The organism is Paenibacillus sp. FSL K6-0108 (genome assembly GCF_045040695.1).
Taxonomy (GTDB): Bacteria; Bacillota; Bacilli; order Paenibacillales; family Paenibacillaceae; genus Paenibacillus; species Paenibacillus pabuli_B.
Map to the genome: position 1 here is coordinate 2,149,996 of NZ_CP150288.1, position 25,614 is coordinate 2,175,609.

The 25,614-nt window shown below is 46.4% G+C and carries 25 protein-coding genes and 1 riboswitch; of the genes, 20 read left to right on the forward strand and 5 right to left on the reverse strand.

Annotated features, from left to right (window positions below; translation table 11 throughout):
- The first annotated feature begins 206 nt into the window (after positions 1-206).
- The 6 genes from MHB49_RS10005 to MHB49_RS10030 all read left to right on the forward strand — a co-directional run bounded on the left by MHB49_RS10005 (position 207) and on the right by MHB49_RS10030 (position 5,610).
- The gene (locus MHB49_RS10005) at positions 207-572 is read left to right on the forward strand and encodes an arsenate reductase family protein (RefSeq protein ID WP_405156012.1); all 366 of its coding nucleotides are present in this window, start codon (positions 207-209) and stop codon (positions 570-572) included.
- 173 nt (positions 573-745) lie between these two features.
- Entirely contained in the window at positions 746-1,639 is an 894-nt protein-coding gene (locus MHB49_RS10010; protein ID WP_247901673.1) for a 5'-3' exonuclease H3TH domain-containing protein, read from the forward strand.
- A gap of 5 nt (positions 1,640-1,644) precedes the next feature.
- Entirely contained in the window at positions 1,645-2,751 is a 1,107-nt protein-coding gene (locus MHB49_RS10015; RefSeq protein WP_405156013.1) for a phosphodiester glycosidase family protein, read from the forward strand.
- Between the two features lie 29 nt (positions 2,752-2,780).
- Positions 2,781-3,476: an MOSC domain-containing protein gene (locus tag MHB49_RS10020; RefSeq protein WP_405156014.1), complete on the forward strand. Its 696-nt coding sequence runs from the start codon at positions 2,781-2,783 to the stop codon at positions 3,474-3,476.
- Positions 3,477-3,545: 69 nt separating this feature from the next.
- A complete protein-coding gene (locus MHB49_RS10025; protein ID WP_405156015.1) occupies positions 3,546-4,424 on the forward strand; it encodes an ROK family protein in 879 nt (292 codons plus the stop codon).
- Between the two features lie 184 nt (positions 4,425-4,608).
- A complete protein-coding gene (locus tag MHB49_RS10030; RefSeq protein ID WP_405156016.1) occupies positions 4,609-5,610 on the forward strand; it encodes an HRDC domain-containing protein in 1,002 nt (333 codons plus the stop codon).
- A 93-nt stretch (positions 5,611-5,703) separates the two neighbouring features.
- Here MHB49_RS10030 and corA read toward each other — a convergent pair whose 3' ends face one another.
- The gene (gene corA, locus MHB49_RS10035) at positions 5,704-6,639 is read right to left on the reverse strand and encodes a magnesium/cobalt transporter CorA (RefSeq protein WP_247901678.1); all 936 of its coding nucleotides are present in this window, start codon (positions 6,637-6,639) and stop codon (positions 5,704-5,706) included.
- A gap of 454 nt (positions 6,640-7,093) precedes the next feature.
- Positions 7,094-7,218: riboswitch (SAM riboswitch) on the forward strand.
- Positions 7,219-7,452: 234 nt separating this feature from the next.
- Between corA and metA the strand changes: the two genes are divergently transcribed.
- The 6 genes from metA to MHB49_RS10065 all read left to right on the forward strand — a co-directional run bounded on the left by metA (position 7,453) and on the right by MHB49_RS10065 (position 14,386).
- A complete protein-coding gene (gene metA / locus MHB49_RS10040; RefSeq protein ID WP_247901679.1) occupies positions 7,453-8,370 on the forward strand; it encodes a homoserine O-succinyltransferase in 918 nt (305 codons plus the stop codon).
- 24 nt (positions 8,371-8,394) lie between these two features.
- The gene (locus MHB49_RS10045) at positions 8,395-9,582 is read left to right on the forward strand and encodes an aminotransferase class I/II-fold pyridoxal phosphate-dependent enzyme (protein ID WP_405156017.1); all 1,188 of its coding nucleotides are present in this window, start codon (positions 8,395-8,397) and stop codon (positions 9,580-9,582) included.
- Positions 9,575-10,768: a trans-sulfuration enzyme family protein gene (locus tag MHB49_RS10050; RefSeq protein WP_405156018.1), complete on the forward strand. Its 1,194-nt coding sequence runs from the start codon at positions 9,575-9,577 to the stop codon at positions 10,766-10,768. Before MHB49_RS10045 ends, MHB49_RS10050 begins: the two co-directional genes overlap by 8 nt.
- Before the next feature lie 244 nt (positions 10,769-11,012).
- The gene (gene mqnC / locus MHB49_RS10055; RefSeq protein WP_405156019.1) at positions 11,013-12,149 is read left to right on the forward strand and encodes a cyclic dehypoxanthinyl futalosine synthase; all 1,137 of its coding nucleotides are present in this window, start codon (positions 11,013-11,015) and stop codon (positions 12,147-12,149) included.
- A gap of 249 nt (positions 12,150-12,398) precedes the next feature.
- Complete coding sequence (locus tag MHB49_RS10060) at positions 12,399-13,376, forward strand: aldo/keto reductase (RefSeq protein WP_405156020.1); 978 nt, start codon at positions 12,399-12,401, stop codon at positions 13,374-13,376.
- Positions 13,373-14,386 (forward strand): zinc-binding alcohol dehydrogenase family protein, encoded by a 1,014-nt coding sequence (locus tag MHB49_RS10065; RefSeq protein WP_405156021.1) that lies wholly within the window; start codon positions 13,373-13,375, stop codon positions 14,384-14,386. The genes MHB49_RS10060 and MHB49_RS10065 overlap by 4 nt, the downstream gene beginning before the upstream one ends.
- An 87-nt stretch (positions 14,387-14,473) precedes the next feature.
- Here the strand turns inward: MHB49_RS10065 and MHB49_RS10070 are convergent, their stop codons facing one another.
- The 4 genes from MHB49_RS10070 to MHB49_RS10085 all read right to left on the reverse strand — a co-directional run bounded on the left by MHB49_RS10070 (position 14,474) and on the right by MHB49_RS10085 (position 17,953).
- Entirely contained in the window at positions 14,474-15,379 is a 906-nt protein-coding gene (locus MHB49_RS10070; RefSeq protein ID WP_405156022.1) for a YitT family protein, read from the reverse strand.
- Positions 15,380-15,492: 113 nt separating this feature from the next.
- A complete protein-coding gene (locus MHB49_RS10075) occupies positions 15,493-16,731 on the reverse strand; it encodes a cation:proton antiporter (RefSeq protein WP_090895207.1) in 1,239 nt (412 codons plus the stop codon).
- A 4-nt stretch (positions 16,732-16,735) separates the two neighbouring features.
- Positions 16,736-17,230: a cation:proton antiporter regulatory subunit gene (locus tag MHB49_RS10080; RefSeq protein ID WP_247901686.1), complete on the reverse strand. Its 495-nt coding sequence runs from the start codon at positions 17,228-17,230 to the stop codon at positions 16,736-16,738.
- A 318-nt stretch (positions 17,231-17,548) separates the two neighbouring features.
- Positions 17,549-17,953 carry a hypothetical protein gene (locus tag MHB49_RS10085; protein WP_405156023.1) on the reverse strand — a complete coding sequence of 135 codons (405 nt, stop codon included), beginning with the start codon at positions 17,951-17,953 and terminating at the stop codon, positions 17,549-17,551.
- Between the two features lie 180 nt (positions 17,954-18,133).
- Between MHB49_RS10085 and MHB49_RS10090 the strand changes: the two genes are divergently transcribed.
- From MHB49_RS10090 to MHB49_RS10125, 8 genes are all read left to right on the forward strand, one after another.
- A complete protein-coding gene (locus tag MHB49_RS10090; protein ID WP_405156024.1) occupies positions 18,134-19,078 on the forward strand; it encodes a putative sporulation protein YtxC in 945 nt (314 codons plus the stop codon).
- A gap of 195 nt (positions 19,079-19,273) precedes the next feature.
- Positions 19,274-19,501: a hypothetical protein gene (locus MHB49_RS10095; RefSeq protein WP_247901689.1), complete on the forward strand. Its 228-nt coding sequence runs from the start codon at positions 19,274-19,276 to the stop codon at positions 19,499-19,501.
- 5 nt (positions 19,502-19,506) lie between these two features.
- Positions 19,507-21,444, forward strand: coding sequence for a threonine--tRNA ligase (gene thrS / locus MHB49_RS10100; RefSeq protein WP_405156025.1), 1,938 nt, complete (start codon positions 19,507-19,509; stop codon positions 21,442-21,444).
- Between the two features lie 421 nt (positions 21,445-21,865).
- Positions 21,866-22,399 (forward strand): 3D domain-containing protein, encoded by a 534-nt coding sequence (locus tag MHB49_RS10105; protein WP_247903091.1) that lies wholly within the window; start codon positions 21,866-21,868, stop codon positions 22,397-22,399.
- A gap of 111 nt (positions 22,400-22,510) precedes the next feature.
- Positions 22,511-22,696: a hypothetical protein gene (locus MHB49_RS10110; protein WP_247901691.1), complete on the forward strand. Its 186-nt coding sequence runs from the start codon at positions 22,511-22,513 to the stop codon at positions 22,694-22,696.
- A 169-nt stretch (positions 22,697-22,865) separates the two neighbouring features.
- Complete coding sequence (gene liaF, locus MHB49_RS10115) at positions 22,866-23,843, forward strand: cell wall-active antibiotics response protein LiaF (protein ID WP_405156026.1); 978 nt, start codon at positions 22,866-22,868, stop codon at positions 23,841-23,843.
- Positions 23,844-23,846: 3 nt separating this feature from the next.
- Positions 23,847-24,884, forward strand: coding sequence for a sensor histidine kinase (locus tag MHB49_RS10120; RefSeq protein ID WP_247901693.1), 1,038 nt, complete (start codon positions 23,847-23,849; stop codon positions 24,882-24,884).
- Positions 24,881-25,543, forward strand: coding sequence for a response regulator (locus MHB49_RS10125; protein WP_405156027.1), 663 nt, complete (start codon positions 24,881-24,883; stop codon positions 25,541-25,543). Before MHB49_RS10120 ends, MHB49_RS10125 begins: the two co-directional genes overlap by 4 nt.
- Positions 25,544-25,614 lie beyond the last annotated feature (71 nt).

Here is a 25,614-nt window from a genome sequence, read left to right on the forward strand (position 1 = left end):
AAGGTTGAATTTTTTAAGGTTGTAAAATTTTATGTGTTTTAGGGTTTTTGATCCTAAGGCCGAATGGACATTTTTTTATTCGCCAAAAGGTTTGAGGTTTAAAATTACATTGCGATGGTATCGGGTTGGAGCGACTTTTGGATTTGCGAAGCAAACCAAGGGAAGCGAGAAGTCGAAACCTGAGCAATTTTGGAGGACTAGTAACGATGAGCAATCTGAAAATATATCAATACGCCAAATGCGGCACGTGCCGCAAAGCGGTAAAATGGCTGGAAGCTCAGGGGCATGAGCTGGAATTAATCCCGATTTTTGAAACGCCACCATCCGAAGCAGAATTAACGGAGTTGATTCAGAAGAGCGGACTTGAAGTGAAGAAGTTTTTCAATACGAGTGGGGAAGTATACAAGGAACAGCAATTGAAGGACAAGCTGCCAGGGTTGTCCACAGAAGAGCAGATCCGTTTGCTGGCTTCCAATGGTCGTCTGATTAAACGTCCAATTGTTACGGATGGTCACAAAGTAACCGTCGGATTCAAGGAAGATACGTATGAGCAGGAATGGAACAACGCGTAATTTATAGATGAATGATTTCATTGATTGTTAAATGAACCAAGGTGAAAAAGGCTCTGAATGTTCAAAATTCAGGGCTTTTTTGGCTGCTCGATCCTTGGCGGAACTATGCTATAATGATAGAATTAGTTCGATATTTTATTTGCTATATACAGGACAGGAGAGAACAAATTCAAGTGAATCAACGTAATGAACCTACTTTGTTGCTGGTAGATGGTATGGCGGTGTTGTTCCGTGCATTCTATGCAACATCTGCAAGCGGATATATCAGACGTACAAAGGCAGGCGTGCCAACCAACGCAGTATACGGATTTATCCGTTATTTCTGGGATGCGGTTCAGACCTTTGGGCCAAGTCATGTCGTATGCTGTTGGGATATGGGGGGCAAGACGTTTCGCGGTGAAGAGTATGCAGCATATAAGGGAAACCGTCCGGAAGCCCCGGATGATCTGATTCCTCAGTTTGCTCTGATTCGCGAAGTGATGGATAGTTTGGGCATTCCGAATATTGGTGCTCAAGGATATGAAGCGGATGATTGCATCGGTACACTTGCCAAGTACTATACCGAGCAGACGGATATGAACGTGATGGTACTTACGGGTGACCACGATATGCTGCAGCTGATTGATGACCGCACAAGCATTATTATTATGAAAAAAGGTCATGGCAATTATATGGTGTATACACCTGAATCCCTAATGTCAGAGAAACAACTGACACCTCGTCAAGTCATTGACATGAAAGGTCTAATGGGTGATGCCAGTGACAATTATCCTGGGGTAAGGGGCATTGGAGAGAAGACGGCCTTGAAGCTTGTGCAGGAGTTTGGCTCCATTGAAGGTATTTTGAATAATATGGATAAGCTTACTCCTTCGGTACGCAACAAAATTGAGAATGATCTCGACATGCTTCATCTGTCTCGTAAACTGGCAGAGATTCACTGTGCAGTTCCGGTAGCTTGTGCACTGGATGTATGTGAATTGCGTCTTGACCCGGATGTGGTGATGGACAAGTTCGAACAACTTGAGATGAAGAGCCTGGGCTCTTGGATGGGAGTGGCAATAGGGTGAGCAGCATGCAGACAAAACGGACGGGCAAAAAGTGGTGGACAGGGGCTATGGCCCTCGTCCTTGCTTTGCCTGTAATCTTTTCAGGATCGGTGAGTGCTCCACAGACTGCCGATGCCAAAGCGGCAATTAGCACCAAAGTACAAAAAGTAAAAGCAGCAGGACGCAGTTTTACCGTGCAGACGGTTAGTATTCCCAAAGGTACACCAGTTACTGTAGGACTGGCGAAGAAGCAGGTTGGTCAGACCGCAACATTACCTTCGATTGTCAAAGCTTATGGCGCGCAAGCGGCCATTAACGGAGCATTTTTTGAAGCTTATAACGGAGCCCCAGATCCATATGGTATGTTAATAGCAAACGGCAAGGTTATACATATTGGAAGGTACGGAACAACGATCGGATTTAAGGAAGATGGCTCAGCCATGATGGATTCACTTCAAGTGAATCTGACGGGTAAAGTAACCGATCCAGAGGGGAAATCACGCAGTTGGTATGCGACCTTTATCAATCGAACACCCTCCGCGAATGCGAGTATTACGATGTTATACACGCCAGAGCGGGGATCCACAGTTGGATTCAAAGGAGGTACGGCCGTTGTGATGGAGAAAGGGATTGTCACCAAGAAAGTACCGAATACCAATGTAGCCATTCCGAAGAATGGCTCGGTGCTGGTCTTCATGGGCAATCAGAAATCTTCGTCGGACCGCTTCACCGTTGGATCAACTGTAGAGATGAATTATAAATACACCAATGCAGCAGGCAAGGAGATTCCTTGGCAAGATGTAGTCACCGCTGTGGGCGCGGGTCCACGTCTGGTGAAAGACGGCAAAGTTGCCGTAAATCCAGTGAGTGAGGGCTTCAAGGATACCAAAATTCTCAATGCCTCCGGCGCAAGAAGCGGTATTGCCATTATGGCTGACGGTTCGGTTATGTTGGCTACCGTGCCAGGAGCGACGATTAAGGAATGGGCTGCTGTCATGCAGAAGCTCGGTGCCAAGCAGGCAATGAACCTGGATGGTGGTGCATCTTCTGGTATGTATGCTGGCGGCAAAATGCTTACTTCCCCAGGCCGCTTGTTAAGTAATACACTTGTTTTTGGTGGTTCTGTTCGTTAAAAGAAAACTAATATGGGAGGTATGAACAGGTGACACTCACACACAATCGAAAGCCAGATGAAAGCAAAACAGCTGTATTAGCTGTAAACGTGGGGGAACCCCAGGCATTGCCTGGCCAGAAGCGTGAAGTGATGAGCGGCATCGTGAAACATCCCATTTCCAGCCCGGTCTTCCTGTCATTCACCGGAATGACAGGGGATGCTCAGGCCGATCTGGTGCATCATGGCGGACCGGATAAGGCAGTTTGTGTATACGATTACAGTCGTTATCCGGCACTTGAACAACTGATGGATCGCAAGCTGGACTGGGGGGCTTGTGGTGAGAATTTGACCGTTCAAGGCTGTATGGAGGACGAAGTCCGGATTGGCGATGTGTATGAATTGGGGGAAGCCGTGGTACAGGTCAGCCAACCAAGACAACCTTGCTTCAAGCTTGGTGCAAGGTATGATTACAAAGAGCTGCCTGTTTATTTTCAGGATAGCGGGCATACCGGATTTTATTTTCGGGTGTTGCAAGAGGGGGAGGTAACGCCTTCTGCAATATTCAGACGGCTCAGCACGGACCCTGCATCAATGACCATTCTGGAAGCTAATCGAATTATGCATCAAGGGAAGCAGGATGCCGCTGGTATGCGTGCTCTGATGGCCATTCCAACGCTATCCGATAGCTGGAAGCAGACCTTATTGAAGCGATTGGCGAAGCTCGAAGCTGCTGAACAGAATTAATCTTGCCGCTATTCAGAGAACAGTTTCGAAGATCCATTTAATTTTAAACTACTTGGGAGTGTGACTAACATGACGATTTTAGGCGCAATTGAAGCTGGAGGAACCAAATTTGTATGTGGTATTGGTACGGAAAAAGGAGAAGTACTTGAACGCGTAAGCTTTCCAACGACAACACCGGAAGAGACGATGGCACAAGTGATCGCTTTTTTTGAAGGTAAAGGCATTGAAGCTTTGGGTGTGGGTTCATTTGGTCCCATTGATCCGATTGAAGGAAGCCCGACTTATGGTTACATCACAACAACACCTAAGCCTCATTGGGGACAGTACAATATGATCGGCAAGCTCAAAGAGCACTTTGATGTGCCGATGACGTTCGACACGGATGTTAATGGTGCAGCACTTGGGGAAGCAACCTGGGGGGCTGCACAAGGCCTGGATAGCTGTCTGTATATTACGGTTGGAACGGGTATCGGTGCAGGTGCTGTTGTAGGTGGCAAAATGGTCCATGGATTATCGCATCCAGAGATGGGGCATATCATCGTTCGCAGACATCCCGAAGATACATATGAAGGGTTCTGCCCGTATCATGGAGATTGTCTCGAGGGTCTTGCGGCAGGTCCTGCCATCAATAAACGTTGGGAGCAACCGGCTTATGAACTGCCAGCTGATCACAAGGCCTGGGAGATTGAAGCACATTACCTGGCACATGCCCTGATGAATTATGTATTGATCCTCACTCCGCAGAAAATTGTAATGGGCGGCGGTGTGATGAAGCAAGAGCATCTGTTCCAGATGGTTCGCAGCAAGCTTCAGGAGTTGCTCGCTGGGTACGTTCAGCATCCTGCACTTCAGTCTGAAATTGACCAGTACGTTGTTTCACCAGGACTTGGCGATAATGCGGGACTGTGTGGTTCACTTGCGCTGGCGAAGTTGGCTTTGAACAAGTAAATAGCTTTACAAACAAGCAGTTGACGAATTTTTCCATTGTGGTAATATATGAGCAACAGCATAGCACGGTTAATGAGGAAGCACCTCTCTTGCAAGCATTTTGCAGGAGAGGTGTTTTTTTGTGCTTATTAAGATAGCACAATACAGACTGTGTGGAGCTGAACTTTTGAAGGAGGGACAAGAAATGGAAGTCATTTTCATGAACAGATTATCCAGAATGTCAGGTCAGAATGAAGAGCATGCCCAGCTGTGGATCGGTGAAGAAGAAGGGGAGTGGCATCTGGGGTGGAGCCAATATGAGGCAGGGGACCGTACGGATGCTACCTGGTATTATGGAAGCTCGTGGGATGAACTCCTACACGTTTACCGTCATCAGCTAGCCATACAGATGGGTGAAGGCTACCGTCCGTTGCTGCGGGGTTTATTTCACGAAAATGATGATTTGAAGTCACGCAGTTATGGCGGCCAGCGTCTTCATTGTTACAGTGAATTATATGGCAATGAGGAGCTGTATATGGATCTGTGTATATGGCGCAGGAAGAGAGCAGCATCTGACCGGAAAGCCCCCTATTTTATTGCAACGAATCGGTTGCTGCGCCTGATCAGTGCATTTGTTCCACAAACCATCGATGAATTGATGCAATTGCCTGGCGTAGGAGAGAGCAAGGCTTCCGAGTACGGAGCTGAATGGATGGAGCTTACGAAAGGACTGGAACGTTCCACATCTTTTCCGCTAGATTGGGTGTACACGGTTCTGAAGGAACAAGAATATGAGAGCTGGCTGTATAAACAGAGAGAGCAGAAATACAAGCAGGAGCTAGACAGATTTACGACACGCAAGCAGGTTCTCGAAGGCATGAAGGAAGGGGATACGCTTGAGGAAATCGTGAATCGTTCCGGATTGTCCCGGCGGGAGCTGATTGAGCTGTTGGAGACACTGGATTTGGAGGGGTATGACACAGATTGTCTACTCGATGCTGAGCTTGCTGTTATGCCCGATGAGGAGCAAGAGGCGGTATGGAGTGCCTATGAGGAGCTGGGAGATAACTTTCTGAAGCCCGTGTTACATAAGGTGTATGGAGAAGAGAAGCCTGGCGGGAGCAATCTGGAGCAGGTCTACGAAAGACTGCGCATGATTCGCATCCGGTTTCGTCGTCACACAGAGACGGAGCAGAATGTGGGCTAGATTGAAAATAGGACGGTAGTTGTCATGCAGTAAAAGGAAGATAAAAAAAGACGAGGCGTTTCTCCAGATGTGGAGCGCTTCGTCTTTGCAATTTCAGACCCAATCTTTTTTGCGGAAAATAAAGAACATGCTCAGGCCCAGTGTAACCATCAGGCCAATGACCACAAAATAACTATACTTCCAGTTCAGCTCAGGCATGTTCGTAAAGTTCATCCCATAGATGCCCGTGATAACGGTCAGCGGCATGAACACCGTGGTAATGGCGGTGAACACACGCATGATTTCATTCGCCCGGTTGGCGATACTGGATTGGTAAGCTTCTCGCAAGTTCCCCATCAAGTCGCGATACGTCTCAAAGGTTTCGGATATTTTCACAGCATTCTCATAAATGTCACTGAAATACTTCTGCAGTTGATCATCAATAAGACGCAGATCTTTTTTATTGAGTGTGTTAATGACCTCTTTCTGAGGCCCCAGCACTTTCTTCAGCCATAAAATCTCACTGCGCAGCCCGATAATCTCGTTCAGATGAGATTTCTTGGTATGCATCAGGATGTCTTCTTCAAGCTTCTCAATGCGTGCTTCGATTCGGTCACCGACGGTGAAATAATTATCAACAATTAAGTCAACCAGCAGATACAGCAGCTTATCCGGCGTACTGATTTCCTGTTCCCACAGGATCGGTTTCAACGTCCGCAATTCACTAACTTTCTGTTTGGTCACACTGATAATAAAGTGCCTGCCAAGGAACAAGTTGACGGCACGTAAAAAAATCTCTTCATCATCAAAACGAATGCTATTAATTACAATAAAATAATGGCTCTCATAAATTTCAATCTTCGGACGTTGTTCTTCGTCACTCAAACAGTCTTCCACGGCCAGATCATGCATCATGAACAGCGGTTGAAGTACCGCCAAATCGTCTACGTCCGCATCAATCCAGTAAAATCCCTCCGCTGGTGGAGTCAGCGCCTGCTGAATGTCGTCCACCGGAATAAATACACCGTTATTTACCAACCGGATTTTCATTGTTCATCTACTCCTTCTGCACCCGCCAAATGGCGGATTTCATCAATATGGGCGCAAAAAGAACAGATCAGCCGGTCGGCAGCGGAGTGCCTGGAAGTCAGGACTGCGTTCGCTCTATAATCAAACGGAAGTAACGTCCCGCTGCCGGCATGCTGATATCAGTTCTCTATGCAGTTTGTCGGAATTCGGCTGCCAGTCAGGCCTCGGGTCGCCATCCATTGAATATGTCACCTCTCACATAAGGTTTTGCAACACTTGTCTAGTATACCGCTGGTAAAGGGTCCTTTCAAGCGCAAAAATGTGTCGATTTCGCGCTCTGGAGCAGTGTATGACAGTGGATGATGAACGGTTCCGATCCTGAGGAACAGACATTGAACTACATCTTGACGTGAGGGAATTAATGTTTTAAAGTAAACGTTGAGCCACACTAGTTTTTACAATTAAATAAAGCGAAATCTTATCAAGAGTAGGTGGAGGGACTGGCCCGATGAAACCCGGCAACCGGCGGTATACCGCACGGTGCTAATTCTTGCAGCGACCAAGTGTCCAAGTGACACTGTTGTAACTGAGAGATGAGAGAGGCGCATATCTATTTACATATGACCTTTCTCGGAATCCGAGGAAGGTCTTTGTTATATGCACCGGCTTCTCAGCAGTGATTTTCGCTAAGGAACTTGAGCTTGCCGCCAGCAATGTGGTTGCAATCCAGCGCCTGCATGCAAGCTCATGGCAGCCTATAACTGTACGGATGCGGGTCGTATCACACCTACAGTGGCTGCATCTATTTATGCACAAGGAGGAGTTAGAACCACCATGCCAATCAAAATTCCAGACGCACTGCCTGCCAAGGAAGTACTCGCAGGAGAGAACATCTTTGTCATGGACGAGACATCTGCTTATAAGCAGGACATTCGTCCACTACGTATCGCTATATTAAACCTGATGCCCACAAAGGAAACGACAGAAACCCAATTGCTTCGTCTGGTGGGTAACACACCCATTCAGGTAGATATCGTTCTGGTTCATCCGAAGTCTCATACGTCCAAGAACACGTCCCAAGAATATTTGGACTTGTTCTACAAAACCTTTGATGAGATCGAACACCGCCGTTTTGACGGCATGATCATTACAGGCGCTCCCGTAGAGCAAATGGACTTTGAAGACGTGAACTATTGGAAGGAAATCCAAGAGATCTTCGAATGGACCAAAACCAATGTGACTTCGACTATGCATATATGTTGGGCTTCCCAAGCGGGTTTATACCATCATTTCGGAGTTCCCAAAGTTCCCTTGGATGAAAAATGTTTCGGTGTATTCTCACATACGATCAACAGATCCAATGTGCAGCTGCTGCGCGGATTCGATGAAGTATTCAACGTACCGCATTCCCGCCATACGGAAGTGCGTCGTGAAGATATTGAAAAAAATGATAACCTTGAAATATTGGCTGAATCAGAGGAAGCAGGTATTTTCTTAGTTGCTACCAAAGACGGCAAACAGATTTTTGCAACCGGACATGCCGAGTATGATCCGCTTTCATTGAAATGGGAATATGACCGGGATGCAGCTAAAGGCATGAACATTGCGCTGCCTAGACATTATTTCCCGAACGATGATCCTTCCCGTGTTCCCCCGGCCACTTGGCGGGCCCATGCAAACTTATTATTCTCTAATTGGCTCAATTACTATGTGTATCAGGAAACCCCTTACGATATTGGTCCGCAAATCTAATTGTGATTACAGGAGGATGCAGCAATGGAAGACAACAAGTTGAAAATCGAAAGCCGATTGGCCCAGATCGGGTCTGTCAATGAACCGGTAACGGGCGCCATCAATTTTCCGATCTATCAGTCCACTGCGTTTCGCCACCCGAAGCTTGGACAAAGCACTGGATTTGATTATATTCGTACGACCAACCCAACCCGTAAAGTGTTGGAAGAAGCAGCGGCAGCGTTGGAATCCGGTGATGCAGGGTTTGCCTGTAGCTCCGGCATGGCCGCTTTGCAAACGATTTTTGCGTTATTCGGACAAGGAGATCATCTGATTGTATCATTGGATCTATACGGCGGAACGTATCGTTTGCTTGAACGCATCCTGTCTCGATTTGGTGTGACGGCAAGTTACGTGGATACCAATGATCTTGCGGCTCTGGAAAATATCAGACAACCGAATACAAAAGCGGTATTCATCGAGACACCAACCAATCCACTAATGATGATTACAGATGTGGAAGCGGTTTGCTCTTGGGCCAAGAGCCACAACTTGCTGACCATTGTGGATAATACACTGTTAACTCCGTTCTTCCAGCGTCCAATTGAACTTGGTGCAGATATCATCATCCATAGTGCCACGAAGTATCTGGGTGGTCATAATGACGTACTTGCCGGATTGATTATTACCAAAGGGGAAGAATTGTCGGCCGAAATGGCATTCCTGCACAATTCCATTGGCGCAGTGTTGTCTCCTAGCGACTCCTATCAGCTGATGAAAGGCATGAAAACACTTGCTCTTCGTATGGAGCGGCATGAGTATAATGCCTTGACAATTGCCAAGTACCTTTTGGAGCACCCAGCCGTTGCCGAAGTGTATCATCCAGGTTTGTCGGATCATCCCGGATTCGAAATACAGAATAAACAGTCCAGCGGAAACACAGGCATTTTCTCCTTCAAAGTAAAGGATGCTCGTTATGTTGAACCGTTACTCCGTCACATCAAGCTGATTGCTTTTGCAGAAAGTCTCGGGGGTGTAGAGTCGTTGATGACTTATCCTGCGGTACAGACTCATGCGGATATTCCGATTGAGATTCGTGATGCTGTAGGTGTAGATGACCGTTTGTTGCGCTTCTCTGTAGGGATCGAGCATGCCGATGATCTGATTGCCGATCTGGGCAATGCACTCACAGCTGCACAGCAGGAGATAGAAGGGGGAGCGCATCATGAGTGAGCAAAACAATAATGACAACAATCGTGAACGGAATGTTCATTCTGACCTGAAATTCGATACAAAGCTGCTGCATTTCGGTGACGAAATCGATAAAACTACCGGGGCTTCCAGCGTACCCATTTATCAGGCCTCCACATTCCATCATTTTGATATTTTTAATCCACCTCAACATGATTACAGTCGTTCGGGTAATCCCACTCGTCAGGCATTGGAGGATTACATCGCATTATTGGAAGGTGGGGCACGTGGTTTCGCTTATTCTTCAGGCATGGCTGCCATCTCCAGTGTGTTCATGATGTTCTCTGCAGGGGATCACATGATTGTGACAGAGGATGTATATGGAGGAACATATCGACTGCTTACTTCGATTTTGAGCCGGATGCAGATCGAGACTACCTTTGTAGATATGACCAACATTGAGGAAGTAAAGGCAGCGCTCAAACCGAACACGAAGGCCGTATATATGGAAACACCATCCAACCCGACACTTCGGATTACGGATATTGCTGCAGTCACCGCCTGGGCACAGGAACAGGAGTTAATCACCATTCTTGATAACACCTTCATGACGCCTTATTACCAACGTCCGATCGAGCTTGGGGTGGATATTGTCGTACATAGTGCCACCAAGTTTCTTGGCGGACACAGTGACGTGCTGGCAGGTTTAGCCGTTGCTCGAACGGATTCACTGGGAAGACAGCTCAAACAATTGCAGAATGGACTTGGAACCGTGCTTGGGGCTCAAGAATCCTGGCTGCTGATGCGTGGTATGAAAACTTTGGGTGCGCGCATGGCACACAGTGAACAAAGTACAGCGAAGCTGGCTGCTTGGCTTAGTGGACGTAGTGATATTACGGCTGTATTTTATCCGGGGCTGCTGGATCATCCCGGTCGTGAAGCTCACGAACGTCAGTCAAGCGGATATGGGGCTGTTGTATCGTTTGACGTAGGTTCAGGAGATCGGGCCAAGGCAGTACTTAACCGTGTGAAATTGCCAATTGTTGCCGTGAGTTTGGGTGCGGTGGAAAGTATCCTGTCTTATCCTGCGATGATGTCTCATGCGGCTATGCCGGCTGAGGTTCGCCGTGATCGGGGCATAACTGACGGATTATTGCGCTTCTCGGTTGGTCTGGAAGACATCGATGACCTGATTGCAGATCTGGATCAGGCACTTCAGGATACGTAGAGTCCGCTGTATTGAAATACGGGTGTTAGAGCGTGCCCGAAAAAGAAATGAATTAGATGGCATATGTAAACATTTTTATTAATTTTTAAAGCACCTGCTCATAAGGTGCTTTTTTTCACATGTAACCTGTGTTACGATATGTGGAGTACAGAAATGCGATGTTGCCACCAAAACTTTCATCTATATGAACAAGTTGGGACGGATCGTGATTATATTTTCTCTTCATGAGGGAGGCTTTTTTACGATGAGTACGGTAGACCGTATCTTAGATAAAGCCCTTCGGGGCGAACGTTTGGACTTGGAAGACACGATTCAGCTGTTTGAATCAAATGAAGTAGACAAAATCGGGGCAGCCGCCAATGTGATTACAAAACGCTTGCATCCCGAACCATACAGAACTTTTGTGATTGGGCGTAACGTCAACTACACGAACGTGTGTGATGTGTACTGCCGTTTTTGTGCTTTCTACCGCAGACCTGGCTCTGACGAAGGATATGTACTTCCCGATGAAGTCATTTTCCAGAAGATTCAAGAAACCGAAGACGTGAATGGTACCGAGATTTTGATGCAAGGTGGAACGAATCCAAACCTGCCGTTTAGCTATTACACAGATTTGCTCAAAGCAATCAAGGAGCGTTTCCCTAATATTACGATGCACTCCTTCTCTCCGGCCGAAATTATGAAAATGGTTGAAGTGTCCGACGGTCTTACTCTGGAAGAGGTTGTACGTGCGATTCACGAAGCGGGACTGGATTCCCTGCCTGGTGGTGGTGCCGAAATCCTGGATGACCGTACACGCCGCAAAATCAGCCGTTTGAAAGGTTCATGGCGCGATTGGATGGACGTTATGCAGACAGCTCACCGTATCGGTATGAACACAACAGCAACGATGGTTATCGGCCTTGGTGAAACGATGGAAGAGCGCGCACTGCATCTGCTTCGTGTACGTGAAGCTCAGGATGAGTGCATTGCGAACAAGTATGATTCCGAAGGATTCCTGGCGTTCATTCCTTGGACATTCCAACCGGATAATACAAACCTGAAGCTGGAGCGTCAGACGCCAGAAGAGTACCTGAAGACGGTAGCGATCAGTCGATTGGTATTGGACAACATCAAAAACATTCAATCCTCATGGGTTACGATGGGACCTGAAGTTGGCAAAAAATCACTCGAATTTGGCTGCAATGACTTTGGTAGTACCATGATCGAAGAGAACGTGGTATCTGCTGCAGGTGCGACCTATAAAGTCAACATTAATTCAATTACGCAACTGATTCGGGAGTCAGGTTATATTCCGGCACAGCGTAACACACGATATGACATCCTGCGGACATTTGATGAGAATAATGCCATTCAACAAGATTTTGTCATGCAGAACTAATATTAATTTTAAAGTACATCACGCTGATGAATTGAATCGATAAGATTCTTAGTCAGTTTGGATACGAAGTCCGTTGATTACTCTTTGATAAGGGGATTGGCGGACTTTTTAATTTTTCTTACACCTAGCGATGATTCACAGATCATCAAACAGTACATATTACGCATTTGGCGATATTTTATATTGGAATTGAACTGTTACAATGAAAGGGCACGTGAGTAAGAAGACATGCTGGGAAGGGGCAAGCTGATGAAAACAAGGAGACTTGGAAAGACGGGACTGGAAGTTCCTGTATTAAGCTTTGGTGCATCCTCTTTAGGTTCGGTATTTCGTGATATAGACCAAGGTGAAGGTGTTCGTACGGTTCACGCTGCTGTAGATGCAGGGATGAATTATATAGATGTTTCGCCCTATTATGGATTAACAAAAGCCGAAATCGTACTTGGAGAAGCCATCCGCAGTTTGCCACGCAGCTCGTTTACGTTGTCGACCAAGGCCGGACGTTATGGGGAGAATGTATTTGATTTTTCACGTAAGCGGATACATGACAGTGTACAAGAGAGTTTGCGTAGACTGCATACCGATTATATCGACATTCTGTTCTTGCATGACATTGAGTTTGTTCCGGCCGATATTATTATTGAAGAAGCTTTCCCAACATTGCTCCACCTGAAAGAGCAGGGAGTCATTCGTCATGCAGGAATTTGTGGGTTACCGCTACCGTTATTCGAAAAGGTATTGCCACAGATTGATGCCGACGCCATCATTTCCTACTGTCATTATGCATTGAATGATACTTCACTGCTGTCCTTGCTGCCCCTTTTGGAAAAGAAAGAAATTGGCCTTGTGAATGCTTCGCCTCTTTCCATGGGTTTGTTAAGCACAAGAGGCACTCCTGCCTGGCATCCTGCAGATGAGCGTGTGAAGCAGGTTTGTATGCAAGCGGCGCGGTTCTGCGCTGAACAAGGCAGTGATATCGCAAAGCTTGCCGTACAGTTTGCAACAGCCAATGAACAGATTCCAACGACACTGGTCAGCAGTGCAAGTGAACATAATATCCGCAACAATGCAGCCTGGATTGAGGAACCTTTAGACCAGGAACTGTTATCGGAGGTGCTGCGTATTCTGGCTCCAATTCATAATGAGAGCTGGGTCAGCGGCCGCCCTGAATATAACATTGAACATAACATGAAATCACAAGCATCACGGAAGGGGGAACAGGAATGAGAGCGGTTATTTGTGAAAATATAAATCGTTTGGCATTGCGAGACATAGCTGAACCCATTAGAAACGAGAATGATGCGCTGATAAGCATCCGACGAATTGGAATCTGCGGCACAGATTTGCATGCTTACAGAGGCAATCAGCCATTTTTCACTTATCCTCGTGTACTGGGTCATGAGCTTGCCGGGATTATTGAAGAAATCGGGGAAAATGAAGCGGGCTTGAAGGTCGGAGATCAGGTGAGCATTATTCCATATTTGCATTGTGGTTATTGTATTGCTTGTCGATCAGGGAAAACGAACTGTTGTGTGTCCATGAAGGTCATGGGTGTTCATGTGGATGGTGGCATGCGAGAAAGGATCGCAGTGCCAGTCTCTCATCTGATCCAAGCTGAAGGACTTACATTTGATGAAACCGCGATGGTAGAACCGCTGAGTATTGGTGCTCATGCGGTCAGAAGAGCAGATCTAAAGCCTGGAGATCAGGTTGTTGTCATTGGAGCTGGACCGATTGGTCTTGGCGTGATGGCATTTGCCAAACAGGCGGGTGCTCGTGTCATAGCCATTGACCGGAATCTGGACAGACTGGAGCTTAGCCGCAAGTGGGCTGGGGTCGATGCTTTGGTTCAAGCCAATGAACATTCCGCACAGAAAGTTGCCGAAATCACGGATGGGGACTATGCGACGGCTGTCTTTGATGCAACAGGAAACATACAATCGATGAATGATGCCATCCAATATGTGGCTCATAGCGGTCAATTAATTTTTGTTGGATTGGTCAAAGCCGATATTTCCTTTCATGATCCCGAATTTCACAAGCGGGAAATGAGCATTCTGGGCAGCCGAAATGCAACACGGGAGGACTTTGACCAGGTCATGTCGACTTTGCGGGAGAAGAAGTTAAACATGGATGGCTACATTACACACCGGGCGAGTTTTGAACAATTGCCTGATTCGATGGATACCTGGTTACAACCGGATTCGCATGTAGTGAAAGCGATAGTGGAGTTATAAAAGAATAAATAAAAAAACTCTCTCTGATCCTGAATGAATGGTTAACATCCATAGGAATCAGAGAGAGTTTTTGTTTGCCTAGCCTGATTATTTCTCCGGGTTCGTCACAATACCTGCATTTGGATCAATATGACGCACAATGGATTTGAGCCAGATCATTTCGAGGAAATGAATCTCATAGTAGAGCGCTCCGGGAACGTGCTGGATCCATCCTTCAGCGACAGCAGGATGCCCTGGCTCCGTTGAAGAATGCAATGTTCCAGGTTCACGGCGCAGCCGTGTACGGATAGCTTTTTCAACTTGAGCGCTTTGCGTGGTTAAGATACAGATTTTGCGCTTAGCTGTGAATCCGCGGAATGCAATATATACCATTTCATATGCAATGAGATAAGCAATTACCGAGTACATCGCTTGATCCCAACCAAAGACAACACCGGCAGCGGTTAGAATCAACAAGTTGAGCAGCATGATTATTTTTTCGAGAAGCATCCGTTTCCCGCTAAACAAGCGTTCTGGTGGACGGGAGGACGGATCACCGATTTCCAGCGTATCCAGTGTCCCACCATACCGCACGACTAAACCGATCCCCAGACCGAGACATAATCCGCCAAACATGGCGGCAGCCAGTGGGTGTTCGACAAGCGGCGGCATGGGATGAAGCACAATGGCGCCAATCGAAAAGACAACCAAACCCAGAACAGTGACCAGTACAAATTTCTTTTGCACGAGTCTGTAGGACAGAAAAATAAAGGGAACGTTGAACAAAAACAGGAACAAACCAATCCTCATTTCGGTCCAGTGGGCGAATAATGAAGAGATGCCTGTAATGCCGCCAATAATGATCTTATTGGGATGTAAAAACAGTTCAAGTCCCACGGAGGCCAGAATACCACCCGCAATGACAAACAATAAATTCAACAGGCGACGGGTAGATGATATTCTGGTCCTGGCAGTTTGTGGCACCGGATTAGCCGATATCAGAGGTGCTTTCATAGGTCATCCTCCTTTGTGCGGCTTTCGTGCTATTCTCCCTGGGTTATTCGCAGAAAGATCGGCGGTAGAGCCGCGATTACGATACATTGTCTGTTCTGAACAGACAAGGGGGGTTATCCTTCTTTCTGTAGAACCTTCGGTTCTTCTTTCTTCTTCCGAGGGTCTTTGAACTTAAATATTTTATCCAATAGTCTGAACACATGTTTGGACTCTTTTGTTAATAACGGTCCAAGGATGGCCAGAATGAGTACATATAGTGCGGCGAATGGTTGCAGCAGCGGGAGAAGTCCTCCGGCTTTACCCATGTTGGCCATAATGATGGAGAATTCACCACGTGACACAATGGTCAAGCCGATATTGGCTGATGCTTTCGGTGATAACCCTGCACTGCGGCCAGCGAGCATGCCTGCAAGGAAGTTTCCGAATAGTGTGAGCACAACTGCAATCAACGCAAGCCATACAGCTTCACCGCCAAGAGACAACGGATCGATGGACAATCCAAAGCTGAAGAAGAAGACAGCTCCGAAGAAATCACGGAATGGCAGAATCAAATGTTCAATCCGTTTGGCATGTTCTGTCTCAGCCAGCACCAGACCAACAAGCAAGGCGCCAATCGCTTCAGCGACATGAATGGTTTCGGAGAAACCGGCTACGAGGAACAATGCACCGAAAATCACAAGGGAGAACAATTCATTGGAGCGAATCTTAAGCAACTTGTTAAGCAGCGGTGTTGCTTTACGTCCAAGAATAATGACAATGAGCATGAAACCAAGCGCGATGAGTGCGGATACAATGACACCTCCGATGGAGGATGAATCACTGAGTACAAGTCCAGACAAGATGGAGATATATACTGCGAGAAACACATCTTCAAACATGATAATTCCGAGTATCATTTCCGTCTCCGGATTCGCTGTTCGTTTCAGATCAACGAGTACTTTGGCGACGATAGCACTGGATGAAATGGTTGTAATTCCGGCAATGACAAGTGCCTCGGCAGCTGGGAAACCGGAAGCAAAACCAAAAATCAATCCCAGCGTGAAGTTAATCCCAATATAGATGGAACCGCCGACTGCAATGGATTTACCTGATTTGATCAGGCGACCGACCGAGAATTCCAGTCCAAGATAGAAGAGCAGGAAGAGAATACCGATTCGTCCCATAAATTCAATAAACGGCTGACTTTCAATGAAACGGAAGTCCAGATGCCAGATTTTCATGGCATGAGGTCCAACGGCCATCCCGATCAGGATGTAAAATGGAACGACCGAAAATCTCAGTTTTGCGGATAAGAGTCCGGCGGCTGCAATGAGCACAAGTGCCAGACCTACTTCGAATATCAAATGATCCATCGACTCACCCCCTTCCGGTCAGGAGGAGGGATTTGAATAGCTTCTGCTGATTGCGTTCGCCAACGGCTACTACCGTGGACTCTGCACTAATCACGACCTCCGGACCGGGGCTGATATGTTTTTTGTGATTCTTCTCTACAACGGCAATAACCGTTGCCCCTGAGTTTTGACGTACGTCCAGTTCACCAATAGATTTACCGATGCATCCAAAGGATGGCTCGATTTTGTACCATTCAATAATCAGGTCGTCAAACGTTACTTCAATATTTTCAAGCTGCTTTGGTTTATAGGTTAATCCACCAACGATGGCAGCAATCTGTCTTGCCTCATAGTCATCTAGCGTGATCATGGAGATGCTTTGATCTGGATCGTCGTATTCAAAATGGTACATTTCCCGGCGACCATCATCGTGAATAATAACAATAATTTTATCTCCACTGCTCGTTTCAATCTGAAATTTCTTGCCGATTCCCGGCAAATCTGTTTCGCGTACATCCATGGTTAGTATGCCTCCTTAAAGTGAGGGCTGGCCACAGAAGACAGGCTTATTTCCCGAAAATAGAATGATCTGCTGCTATTAGGAACATTAAAAGATGCGGGTAAACAGAGCCAGGGACTCCTGACACACAGCCTTGTGTTTGGAATTTTTGCTGAAAATGGGTAAAACAAAATAATGGTTATTAACTAGGTGTTATTTTATGAAAATGGGTTGTTGATATCTTACATTAGATAAAAGGGTTATAAGTTATGCACAAGCACACCGTCTTTCAGATAGAGGTGTCTCCATGCAAAGCAACCTACAAATACGGTATAACGGCTAGTTCAGAGCGTTCACGTATTTTGGTGCTGAAGGGGTGGGAGATACATACATGCTGGTGAATTTGATGGGTAGCAGAAATAATCTGCGTTTAAACAGACAAATCAACGGTTTAAAGGGCAGACGCGGTGTAGGAATTCGCAGCATTAGCAACAAAGCGAGCACAAGAAAGACAGGTTTGTTATGCGTGACCGCAATCAACTTCGACATGACTTGTGGGTATTTGCGAATGGCAGGCTTTTGTTGAGACTCCAAGTTGTGGACAAGTACTTCCTTGTTGGAAGTCGTCTCAACGGTTACCTCGACAGCGGATTCCGACTGCATCGGAATAGGGAAGGACAACGCTTGGAATACGCACAAAATGATAATAAAAGCGTAACGGAGTATTCTTGGTTGTTGTCTCATTTTGGCTTCCCCCCTTTTCCGTGAAACATACTGTTATAAAAATAATAACACATTTTTGTCTTAACTCCAAACGAATTGATAATATACTGAGAAATCATGACACGCTTTCCATCAATCCGCTTCGTATATCCCTATCGGCCTTGCCATATACTTTGAACAGGAAGGAAAGGAGTGATTCTTATGGAACTGTTCGCCGTATGGACCGATGTATCAGGGCAAGAGGAAGCGGATCAATTTTATCGTTGTGTGAAGGAAAAAACCAAAGGTTTACATATAAGCAAAAGAGGATTTCGCCTTACCTTCAAACATAATGACGGAAGAGCGGCCTGGGTATGCAGAGGGAACGAGAATCACGCTGACTTTCAGCAGTGGCTGCCTCAGATCAGTGACTTGATCGCTGCTGGCCTTGCAGATTTCATCATGGATACACAAGAACGTGTGATGGTGGAAGAGATGATTTCCAAGGCCTGCTCAGTTATGGATGAACATGAGGTGGAGAAGGTAAACCGGATATGCATGCCTTTATTATTCAATGGTGACTTGGATCAACCAGGACTGCGTGAGCGTCGCCGCACCACTTTGGTCAATGGATTGAAGCAGGATTTGGAGGAGATTCATTTTTTTCACCTTGAAGGCATCCTTAATTTCCGGATTCGGCAGTATAAACAGGAACTTCATGAGCTGGTAGAATATGCGCTTGATGAATTCTGGATGGATCGTCAATATGAAGAATTTATGGGGCTGCTCAAGTATTTTGTCTTCTTTCAGGAAGCGAAAGTACCTCTTGTACATTTGATACACAAAGGTTTACATGAATTTCAGGTACTGGATGCTGCGCTTAATGCGTTGCCCGTACAAAAAGATGAACAGGTCGTTGTTGAGATGCCTGGACTAGAATTGGAAATGGATATCGAAGATATGATTGTGAGCACACTGATCTCCATCTCTCCTGAAAAAGTGATGCTGCATACGCGTACTCCAGATCTGTCCATCATCTCTACGATCCGTCAAATCTTTGAGGACAAGGTGCAATTATGCCATCATTGTCCCGAGTGTGAAGTGCTGCGCTCCGGATTGTTGACAGGTCTTGACGCAAGTGATCTCGGCAATTATAATAACTGTTGATCCATGATTTATTAGAAGTTATTATGGAACAATAAGCAAAAGCGTTGACAAAGACAAGAACCACACGCACGGTCAGAGCAGAGAGAGGGAACCAGGCTGAAATTTCCTCCGGATGCCACGTTTGGTTTACCCCTTTGTAGCTGCAGTTTTGAAAATGGAGTATGAAGGTTACCTCTATTTATCAGGTAGTCATCCATGAGTAAGGATATGCCGGGTCATGCCCGTTACCGTCATGCCAATGAGGGCTGTATTATCATTATAGATAAAGCAGCTGAATTAGGGTGGAACCACGAGAGTATACAACACTCGTCCCTTTGCCGGGACGGGTGTTTTTTGCGTTCCTTTGCCAAAATCCAAGGAACAGCAATAGATTATCCATCCATGATCATGCATGGACAGAGGTTGAATTTACAGGAGGAATGAGACAAATGGCAGTTAACATTAAACTACCCGATGGTTCGGTGCGTGAGTATGCCGACGGAAGCAGCATTGAAGATGTAGCCGCTTCGATTAGCAGTGGACTTCGCAAAAATGCCGTAGCCGGCAAACTGGATGGAATCGTCGTGGACTTGTCCACAACACTTCATGAGGGAGCGTTGGTGGAAATCGTAACACTCGATTCACCAGAAGGTCTGGAAGTAATGCGTCACAGTACAGCTCACTTGCTCGCTCAAGCTGTGAAGCGTTTATACGGAAATAAAGAGGTTCATCTTGGCGTTGGTCCGGTGATTGAAGATGGTTTCTACTATGATATGGATCTGGAGCAACCGCTCAATCCCGAAGATCTGCAAAAGATCGAGAAGGAAATGGAACGTATTGTTAATGAGAACTTGCCGATTGTACGTAAGGAAGTTAGCCGCGAGGAAGCCATTAAAATCTTCGAAGAAGTGGGCGATCCATACAAGCTCGAATTGATTCGTGACTTACCGGAAGACAGTGTCATCACTATTTATGAGCAAGGTGAATTCTTCGACTTGTGTCGTGGACCACACGTACCATCCACAAGCAAAATCAAAGTGTTCAAACTGATGAATGTTGCCGGTGCTTACTGGCGTGGAGATAGCAAAAACAAAATGCTGCAACGTATTTACGGTACAGCTTTTGTGAAAAAAGCACAGCTTGATGAGCATCTGCATTTCCTGGAAGAAGCACGTAAACGGGATCACCGTAAGCTGGGTAAAGAACTCGAAATCTTCACATTCTCCCAACTGGTTGGACAAGGTCTGCCAATCTGGTTGCCTAATGGTGCCAAGCTTCGCCGGACGTTGGAGCGTTATATCGTGGATCTGGAAGAGAGCCTCGGATATCAGCATGTATACACACCGGTGCTTGGTAATGTTGAGCTTTACAAAACTTCCGGACACTGGGAGCACTATCAGGAAGACATGTTCCCGAAAATGGTTATGGACAATGAGGAACTCGTTCTTCGTCCAATGAACTGTCCTCACCACATGATGGTGTACAAGTCCAGCATGCACAGCTACCGTGATCTGCCGATCCGGATTGCCGAGCTTGGCATGATGCATCGTTACGAAATGTCGGGCGCGTTGACAGGTCTTCACCGTGTACGTGCGATGACGCTGAACGACTCGCACATATTCGCACGCCCGGATCAGATCAAGGAAGAGTTTGCTCGTGTTATTGAACTGATTCAAACGGTTTATAAAGATTTCGGCATTCACGAATATCGTTTCCGTCTGTCCTATCGCGATCCTCAGGATACCGAGAAGTACTTCCAGAATGACGAGATGTGGGAGATGTCCCAACGCATGCTGCGTGAAGTTGTGGAAGAACTCAACCTTCCATTCTATGAAGCAGAAGGCGAAGCGGCATTCTACGGTCCAAAACTGGATGTTCAGATTAAGACAGCACTGGGCAAAGAAGAGACATTGTCTACCGTTCAATTGGATTTCCTCTTGCCAGAGCGGTTTGAGCTTGAATATGTGGGTGATGATGGCCAGAAACATCGTCCGGTCGTTATCCACCGTGGTGTAATCAGTACGATGGAGCGTTTCACTGCATTCTTGCTGGAGAACTTTGCAGGGGCTCTGCCATTGTGGTTGTCTCCTGTGCAGGCGAAGGTTATTCCGGTATCCGGCAATTTCGATGACTATGCACGTGAAGTGGAAGCGAAGCTGAAACGTGCAGGCATCTCTGCTGAAGCGGATCTGCGTAACGAGAAGCTTGGTTATAAAATCCGTGAAGCACAGCTTGAGAAAATGCCTTACATGTTCGTGGTTGGTGAAAATGAACGTAATGCAGAGGGTGTATCTGTGCGGAAACGTGGAGAAGGCGATATCGGCATGAAACCTGTGGACGAAATTGTAGCCCAGCTTAAAGAAGAGATTGCAACAAGACTGGTGTAATCCTAATTGTGGCATCTATAATAGAAAACCGTTTGAATCAGATTGGAGTAAATCCAATGGTTCAGACGGTTTTTTTGTTGTTTTAAGATTTTCTGGACATCCGTTTTAAAAGCCTTAATAGGTGAAAAGTATAGAATTTTTTCATTTTGGAAAACCTTTGCAGTAAGGGGGAGGTTCTATAATGAAAAAGCAATTCTTAATTCAGAAGAAAGACATAAGGTTCATCATCTCTTGCTGTGTAGTGCTCACTGGAATAGTCTTAGGCTGGAATCAGGCAGAAGCATACACCTTTGAAGAGGAAAATGAAGTCATGTATGTGGAGAATCGGCACAGGGAAACTTCAGGAGAGCTTGAAGGCGTACATTCAGAAGCGGCAGTTTATGAATACAGCGATCAGGCTCAACTCACAACCTTGGTTTATATGGGGTTTTTGTGGTCACCGCAGCCTATTTTTATTCCTCGGCCGGAAGTTCCGGAGAAGCAGACCGGAGTTGACCCATCCATGCCGGTGCTCGCTCCACGGACAGAGCAGATATTGGATACACACAAGGTAACGGCTACAGGATACACTGCAGGGGTGGAATCAACCGGAAAAGGGCCAAAGCATCCACAGTACGGAATTACGTATTCAGGTGTAAAAGTGCGCCGTGATAAAGAAACCGTCTCAACGATTGCAGCTGATCCGAAGCTGTTCCCACTGGGTTCCATTTTATATATTCCCGGATACGGTTACGGCATCGTTGCAGACACGGGCTCGGCGATCAAGGGCAACAAAATTGATCTTTATTTCCCTACAACAAAGCAAGTGTATAAAGAATGGGGCAAAAAGGACGTCGAAGTACAGGTGATCAAACAAGGTGCTGGAAAATGCACTGAAAAAATGCTGGAAGAGTTATCGGAAGCTATTGATGTGTATAAATCCGTACCGGATTCATGGCTGGACAAGGCCGTTTGATGATGATTTTAATTCATGAATAACTCATGCGCACTCTTCACATAATACTCTCTGGGGACGAACCCCGCGTTGCAGATATGCAATGTAAATATGAAGAGAGAGGTGATTGTCGTGGCTAAGAAATCTCAAGGTTCACAAACGCCAAACGAGAAGTACAATGCAGAGTTTGGAGAAGAGAGCGTGGCAAGTAAAGTGAAACAAGCGCAACAAAACAAAGTGAAGGATAACTTCCAAACACCTGATGAAAAATACAATGCTGAGTTTGGTACAGAGAACACAGGCAAAACACAAAAGTAAATCAATGCACAGACACCTTGGAGAATTCTCCAAGGTGTTTTTAATATTTTACAGAAATATCCTTCCGCCTCCGTCTGGAGACCGAGAGCAATTCCATCTGCCGCCGCTGTTAACGTATCCTAGTCTGATGTAAACTGGATACAGAATACAGACAAAGGAGACATGAGCAATGAAACGATCTACACGTGACCGTTGGTGGGTTGGCATTCCTCTTATTGCGATTGGCGCAATAATATTGTTCAGGCAATTGGGCTATGACATAGATATTGGATACATGTTCAGAACATATTGGCCGTTATTTTTGATTTGGTGGGGCGTAAAAGGTATGACCGAGATTCGGCGCAACGGGAGTCATGCATTGATTGGACCCGCCATTGTACTGGCCATCGGTGGATACTTTCTGGCACGCAATCTGGGATGGATTGACTATTCCATGGGTGAGTTCATTCGCTACTTGATACCGGTGATGCTGATTGGTGGGGGATTGTTCGTTCTGGTCGGACCCCGTCGTCGTGACCGGAAACATCGTGATCAAACACAACCGCCTCCACCATCGGAGCCACCTTATAAGCCATTGTCCCCTGAGGACCTGGAAATGCCGTCTTCGTTTGACGAACAGTTCGAGAAAACATTTGGCAAACCGAAACAGGAACAAAAGAATGATGAGCATGGCTCATTTTATTCAGATAAGGAAGACCATAAATCACACGGACATCAACATCACCACCACTATGATGATGATTCCAATTATTATGGTGGCCATGGAAATACGATTAACAAATCAGCATTTATCGGCGATATGTATATGGGACAGGAAGTGTTCTCGCTGAAACCGATGAACATATCTGCATTTATTGGCGATACGGTTATTGATTTGACGAAAGCACAAATACCCTACGGTGAGACGAAAATTAACATTTCCTCCTTTATCGGGGATGTGAAGGTATTTGTACCCGAAGATATGGATCTGGGTGTGACCGTGACGACGAATTCTTTTATTGGAGACATTTCGCTCTTAAATCAAAAACGGGGTGGATTCCTTAGCAGCGCTCAGGCTGAGACGCCGCAATATCGGGAAGCAGGAAAAAAAGTACGGATTGTCGTTAGTGTCTTTATTGGAGATGTCAAAGTGAATAAGGTGGGTTAACGCATGATTCGAACGATTCTCAAGGCCAATAAATGGGAACTGATGATGTATTTTGCGCTGACCGGACTCATTACTTTGGGCGGGTTTTACCTGCTGTACGGGGAAGTGCTGATGGGAACAGGGCGACAGCGTGCGTGGACCTATGTTGCTGTTGTTCTCCTGGCTACCATAATCACGGGGTATATTGCCGCCCTGCGGCTTCAACGCAAGATTGATCTTCTGGATCTCAACATGCTGAAAGTGTCCAAGGGTAATCTCACCGTTCGCATGCCTGAGGCAGATGATGCCTCCTTTGGGCGGGTATATCAGGAATTCAATGTCATGATGGATTCGATTGAGAAAAAAATGAGATTGCTTCAGCGGCTGGGTGAGCAGGAAGTCATTGAAAAGGAACAGGCATCTGAACGCGCAGTGATTGAAGAACGCAAACGCATGGCAAGAGATTTGCATGACACGGTAAGCCAGCAGCTGTTCGCTATGCATATGTCGGCTTCTTCTCTACCGCGTCTGCTGGAGATGAATCCCGAGCATGGCAGCAAGGTGCTGGATCAACTTATCCAGATGTCACATATCGCACAGCGACAGATGCGCGGACTTATTGCACAGCTTCGCCCGGTGGAGCTGGAGGGAAGGGATCTCACTGAAGCGCTGGATAGCTGGTTCCCGGATTATTGCAGGCAGAATGGACTCAAAGGTGTGAAAGAGCTGGAACTGGATGGCGGAATTTCCGATGCCATCGAGCACCAGCTGTTTCTTGTTATTCAGGAAGCGGTCGCTAATGTGGTAAAACATGCGGAAGCAAATCTGGTCAGCTTGTCCTTACGAGAGAGTGAACATCAGATCAGTATGAGCATTAGCGATGATGGTCAGGGTTTTTTGCAGCAAGCAGAGCGGCCTGGCTCATACGGATTATCAACGATGCGTGAACGGGCAGAGAAGCTTGGAGGTCAGGTTCAGATTATATCGAAGCCGGGAGCGGGGACGACGGTGCGGGTTTTCATCCCGAAATTCCCGAAAGAACCAGAGGGGGAAACGGAATGAGCGGAAAAGTAAATGTAATGATTGTGGATGATCATGATATGGTGCGAATGGGGTTGAAAACGTATCTTATGCTGGAGCCTACATTTCATGTGATGGGGGAAGCCGGTAATGGACTGGATGCATTGAATCAGCTGCGCAAGCTGGGAGAAAACGAACGGCCTGACCTGATTCTGATGGACCTGATGATGCCGGTGATGAATGGTGCGGAAGCAACTCTAGCGATTATGACCGAATTTCCGGGGATGAAAATTGTAATGCTGACCAGCTTTCTGGAGGATGACCTTGTGGTACAAGCGATTGAAGCTGGTGCTGTTAGTTATGTACTGAAGACTGTATCTGCCGAAGAGCTAATCTATGCTCTGCAAGGAGCATACCGAGGTATGCCTGTGATGACAGGCGATGTATCACAGGCACTGACCCGTGGCATAAGGCAGCGAACAGCAAGAGAGAACGAATCAGGGCTGACGGAACGGGAAAAGGAAGTGCTTTTGCTGATTGCAGAGGGCAAGACCAATAAGGACATCGGGGAAGAACTACATATTAGTATCAAAACCGTCAAAACCCATGTAAGCAATCTGTTGATGAAATGTGAAATGGACGATCGGACACAGCTGGCAATCTACGCTCATCGTCAGGGCTGGGTGAAGAATAAGGGTTAGAATGCAGATTTGGCGGGAAAAATGTTCTATATCGGCCTGCTTTTATCTCCTTTTTAATTGTTTTTAAGGTA

Excerpts from the sequence above, each read along its gene's own strand:
- MHB49_RS10005 (WP_405156012.1), top strand. The coding sequence starts at position 207 with ATGAGCAATCTGAAAATATATCAATACGCCAAATGCGGCACGTGCCGC.
- MHB49_RS10015 (WP_405156013.1), top strand. The coding sequence starts at position 1,645 with ATGCAGACAAAACGGACGGGCAAAAAGTGGTGGACAGGGGCTATGGCC.
- MHB49_RS10025 (WP_405156015.1), top strand. The coding sequence starts at position 3,546 with ATGACGATTTTAGGCGCAATTGAAGCTGGAGGAACCAAATTTGTATGT.
- MHB49_RS10030 (WP_405156016.1), top strand. The coding sequence starts at position 4,609 with ATGGAAGTCATTTTCATGAACAGATTATCCAGAATGTCAGGTCAGAAT.
- corA (WP_247901678.1), bottom strand. The coding sequence starts at position 6,639 with ATGAAAATCCGGTTGGTAAATAACGGTGTATTTATTCCGGTGGACGAC.
- metA (WP_247901679.1), top strand. The coding sequence starts at position 7,453 with ATGCCAATCAAAATTCCAGACGCACTGCCTGCCAAGGAAGTACTCGCA.
- MHB49_RS10045 (WP_405156017.1), top strand. The coding sequence starts at position 8,395 with ATGGAAGACAACAAGTTGAAAATCGAAAGCCGATTGGCCCAGATCGGG.
- MHB49_RS10050 (WP_405156018.1), top strand. The coding sequence starts at position 9,575 with ATGAGTGAGCAAAACAATAATGACAACAATCGTGAACGGAATGTTCAT.
- mqnC (WP_405156019.1), top strand. The coding sequence starts at position 11,013 with ATGAGTACGGTAGACCGTATCTTAGATAAAGCCCTTCGGGGCGAACGT.
- MHB49_RS10060 (WP_405156020.1), top strand. The coding sequence starts at position 12,399 with ATGAAAACAAGGAGACTTGGAAAGACGGGACTGGAAGTTCCTGTATTA.
- MHB49_RS10065 (WP_405156021.1), top strand. The coding sequence starts at position 13,373 with ATGAGAGCGGTTATTTGTGAAAATATAAATCGTTTGGCATTGCGAGAC.
- MHB49_RS10070 (WP_405156022.1), bottom strand. The coding sequence starts at position 15,379 with ATGAAAGCACCTCTGATATCGGCTAATCCGGTGCCACAAACTGCCAGG.
- MHB49_RS10075 (WP_090895207.1), bottom strand. The coding sequence starts at position 16,731 with ATGGATCATTTGATATTCGAAGTAGGTCTGGCACTTGTGCTCATTGCA.
- MHB49_RS10080 (WP_247901686.1), bottom strand. The coding sequence starts at position 17,230 with ATGGATGTACGCGAAACAGATTTGCCGGGAATCGGCAAGAAATTTCAG.
- MHB49_RS10085 (WP_405156023.1), bottom strand. The coding sequence starts at position 17,953 with ATGAGACAACAACCAAGAATACTCCGTTACGCTTTTATTATCATTTTG.
- MHB49_RS10090 (WP_405156024.1), top strand. The coding sequence starts at position 18,134 with ATGGAACTGTTCGCCGTATGGACCGATGTATCAGGGCAAGAGGAAGCG.
- MHB49_RS10095 (WP_247901689.1), top strand. The coding sequence starts at position 19,274 with ATGAGTAAGGATATGCCGGGTCATGCCCGTTACCGTCATGCCAATGAG.
- thrS (WP_405156025.1), top strand. The coding sequence starts at position 19,507 with ATGGCAGTTAACATTAAACTACCCGATGGTTCGGTGCGTGAGTATGCC.
- MHB49_RS10105 (WP_247903091.1), top strand. The coding sequence starts at position 21,866 with ATGGGGTTTTTGTGGTCACCGCAGCCTATTTTTATTCCTCGGCCGGAA.
- liaF (WP_405156026.1), top strand. The coding sequence starts at position 22,866 with ATGAAACGATCTACACGTGACCGTTGGTGGGTTGGCATTCCTCTTATT.
- MHB49_RS10120 (WP_247901693.1), top strand. The coding sequence starts at position 23,847 with ATGATTCGAACGATTCTCAAGGCCAATAAATGGGAACTGATGATGTAT.
- MHB49_RS10125 (WP_405156027.1), top strand. The coding sequence starts at position 24,881 with ATGAGCGGAAAAGTAAATGTAATGATTGTGGATGATCATGATATGGTG.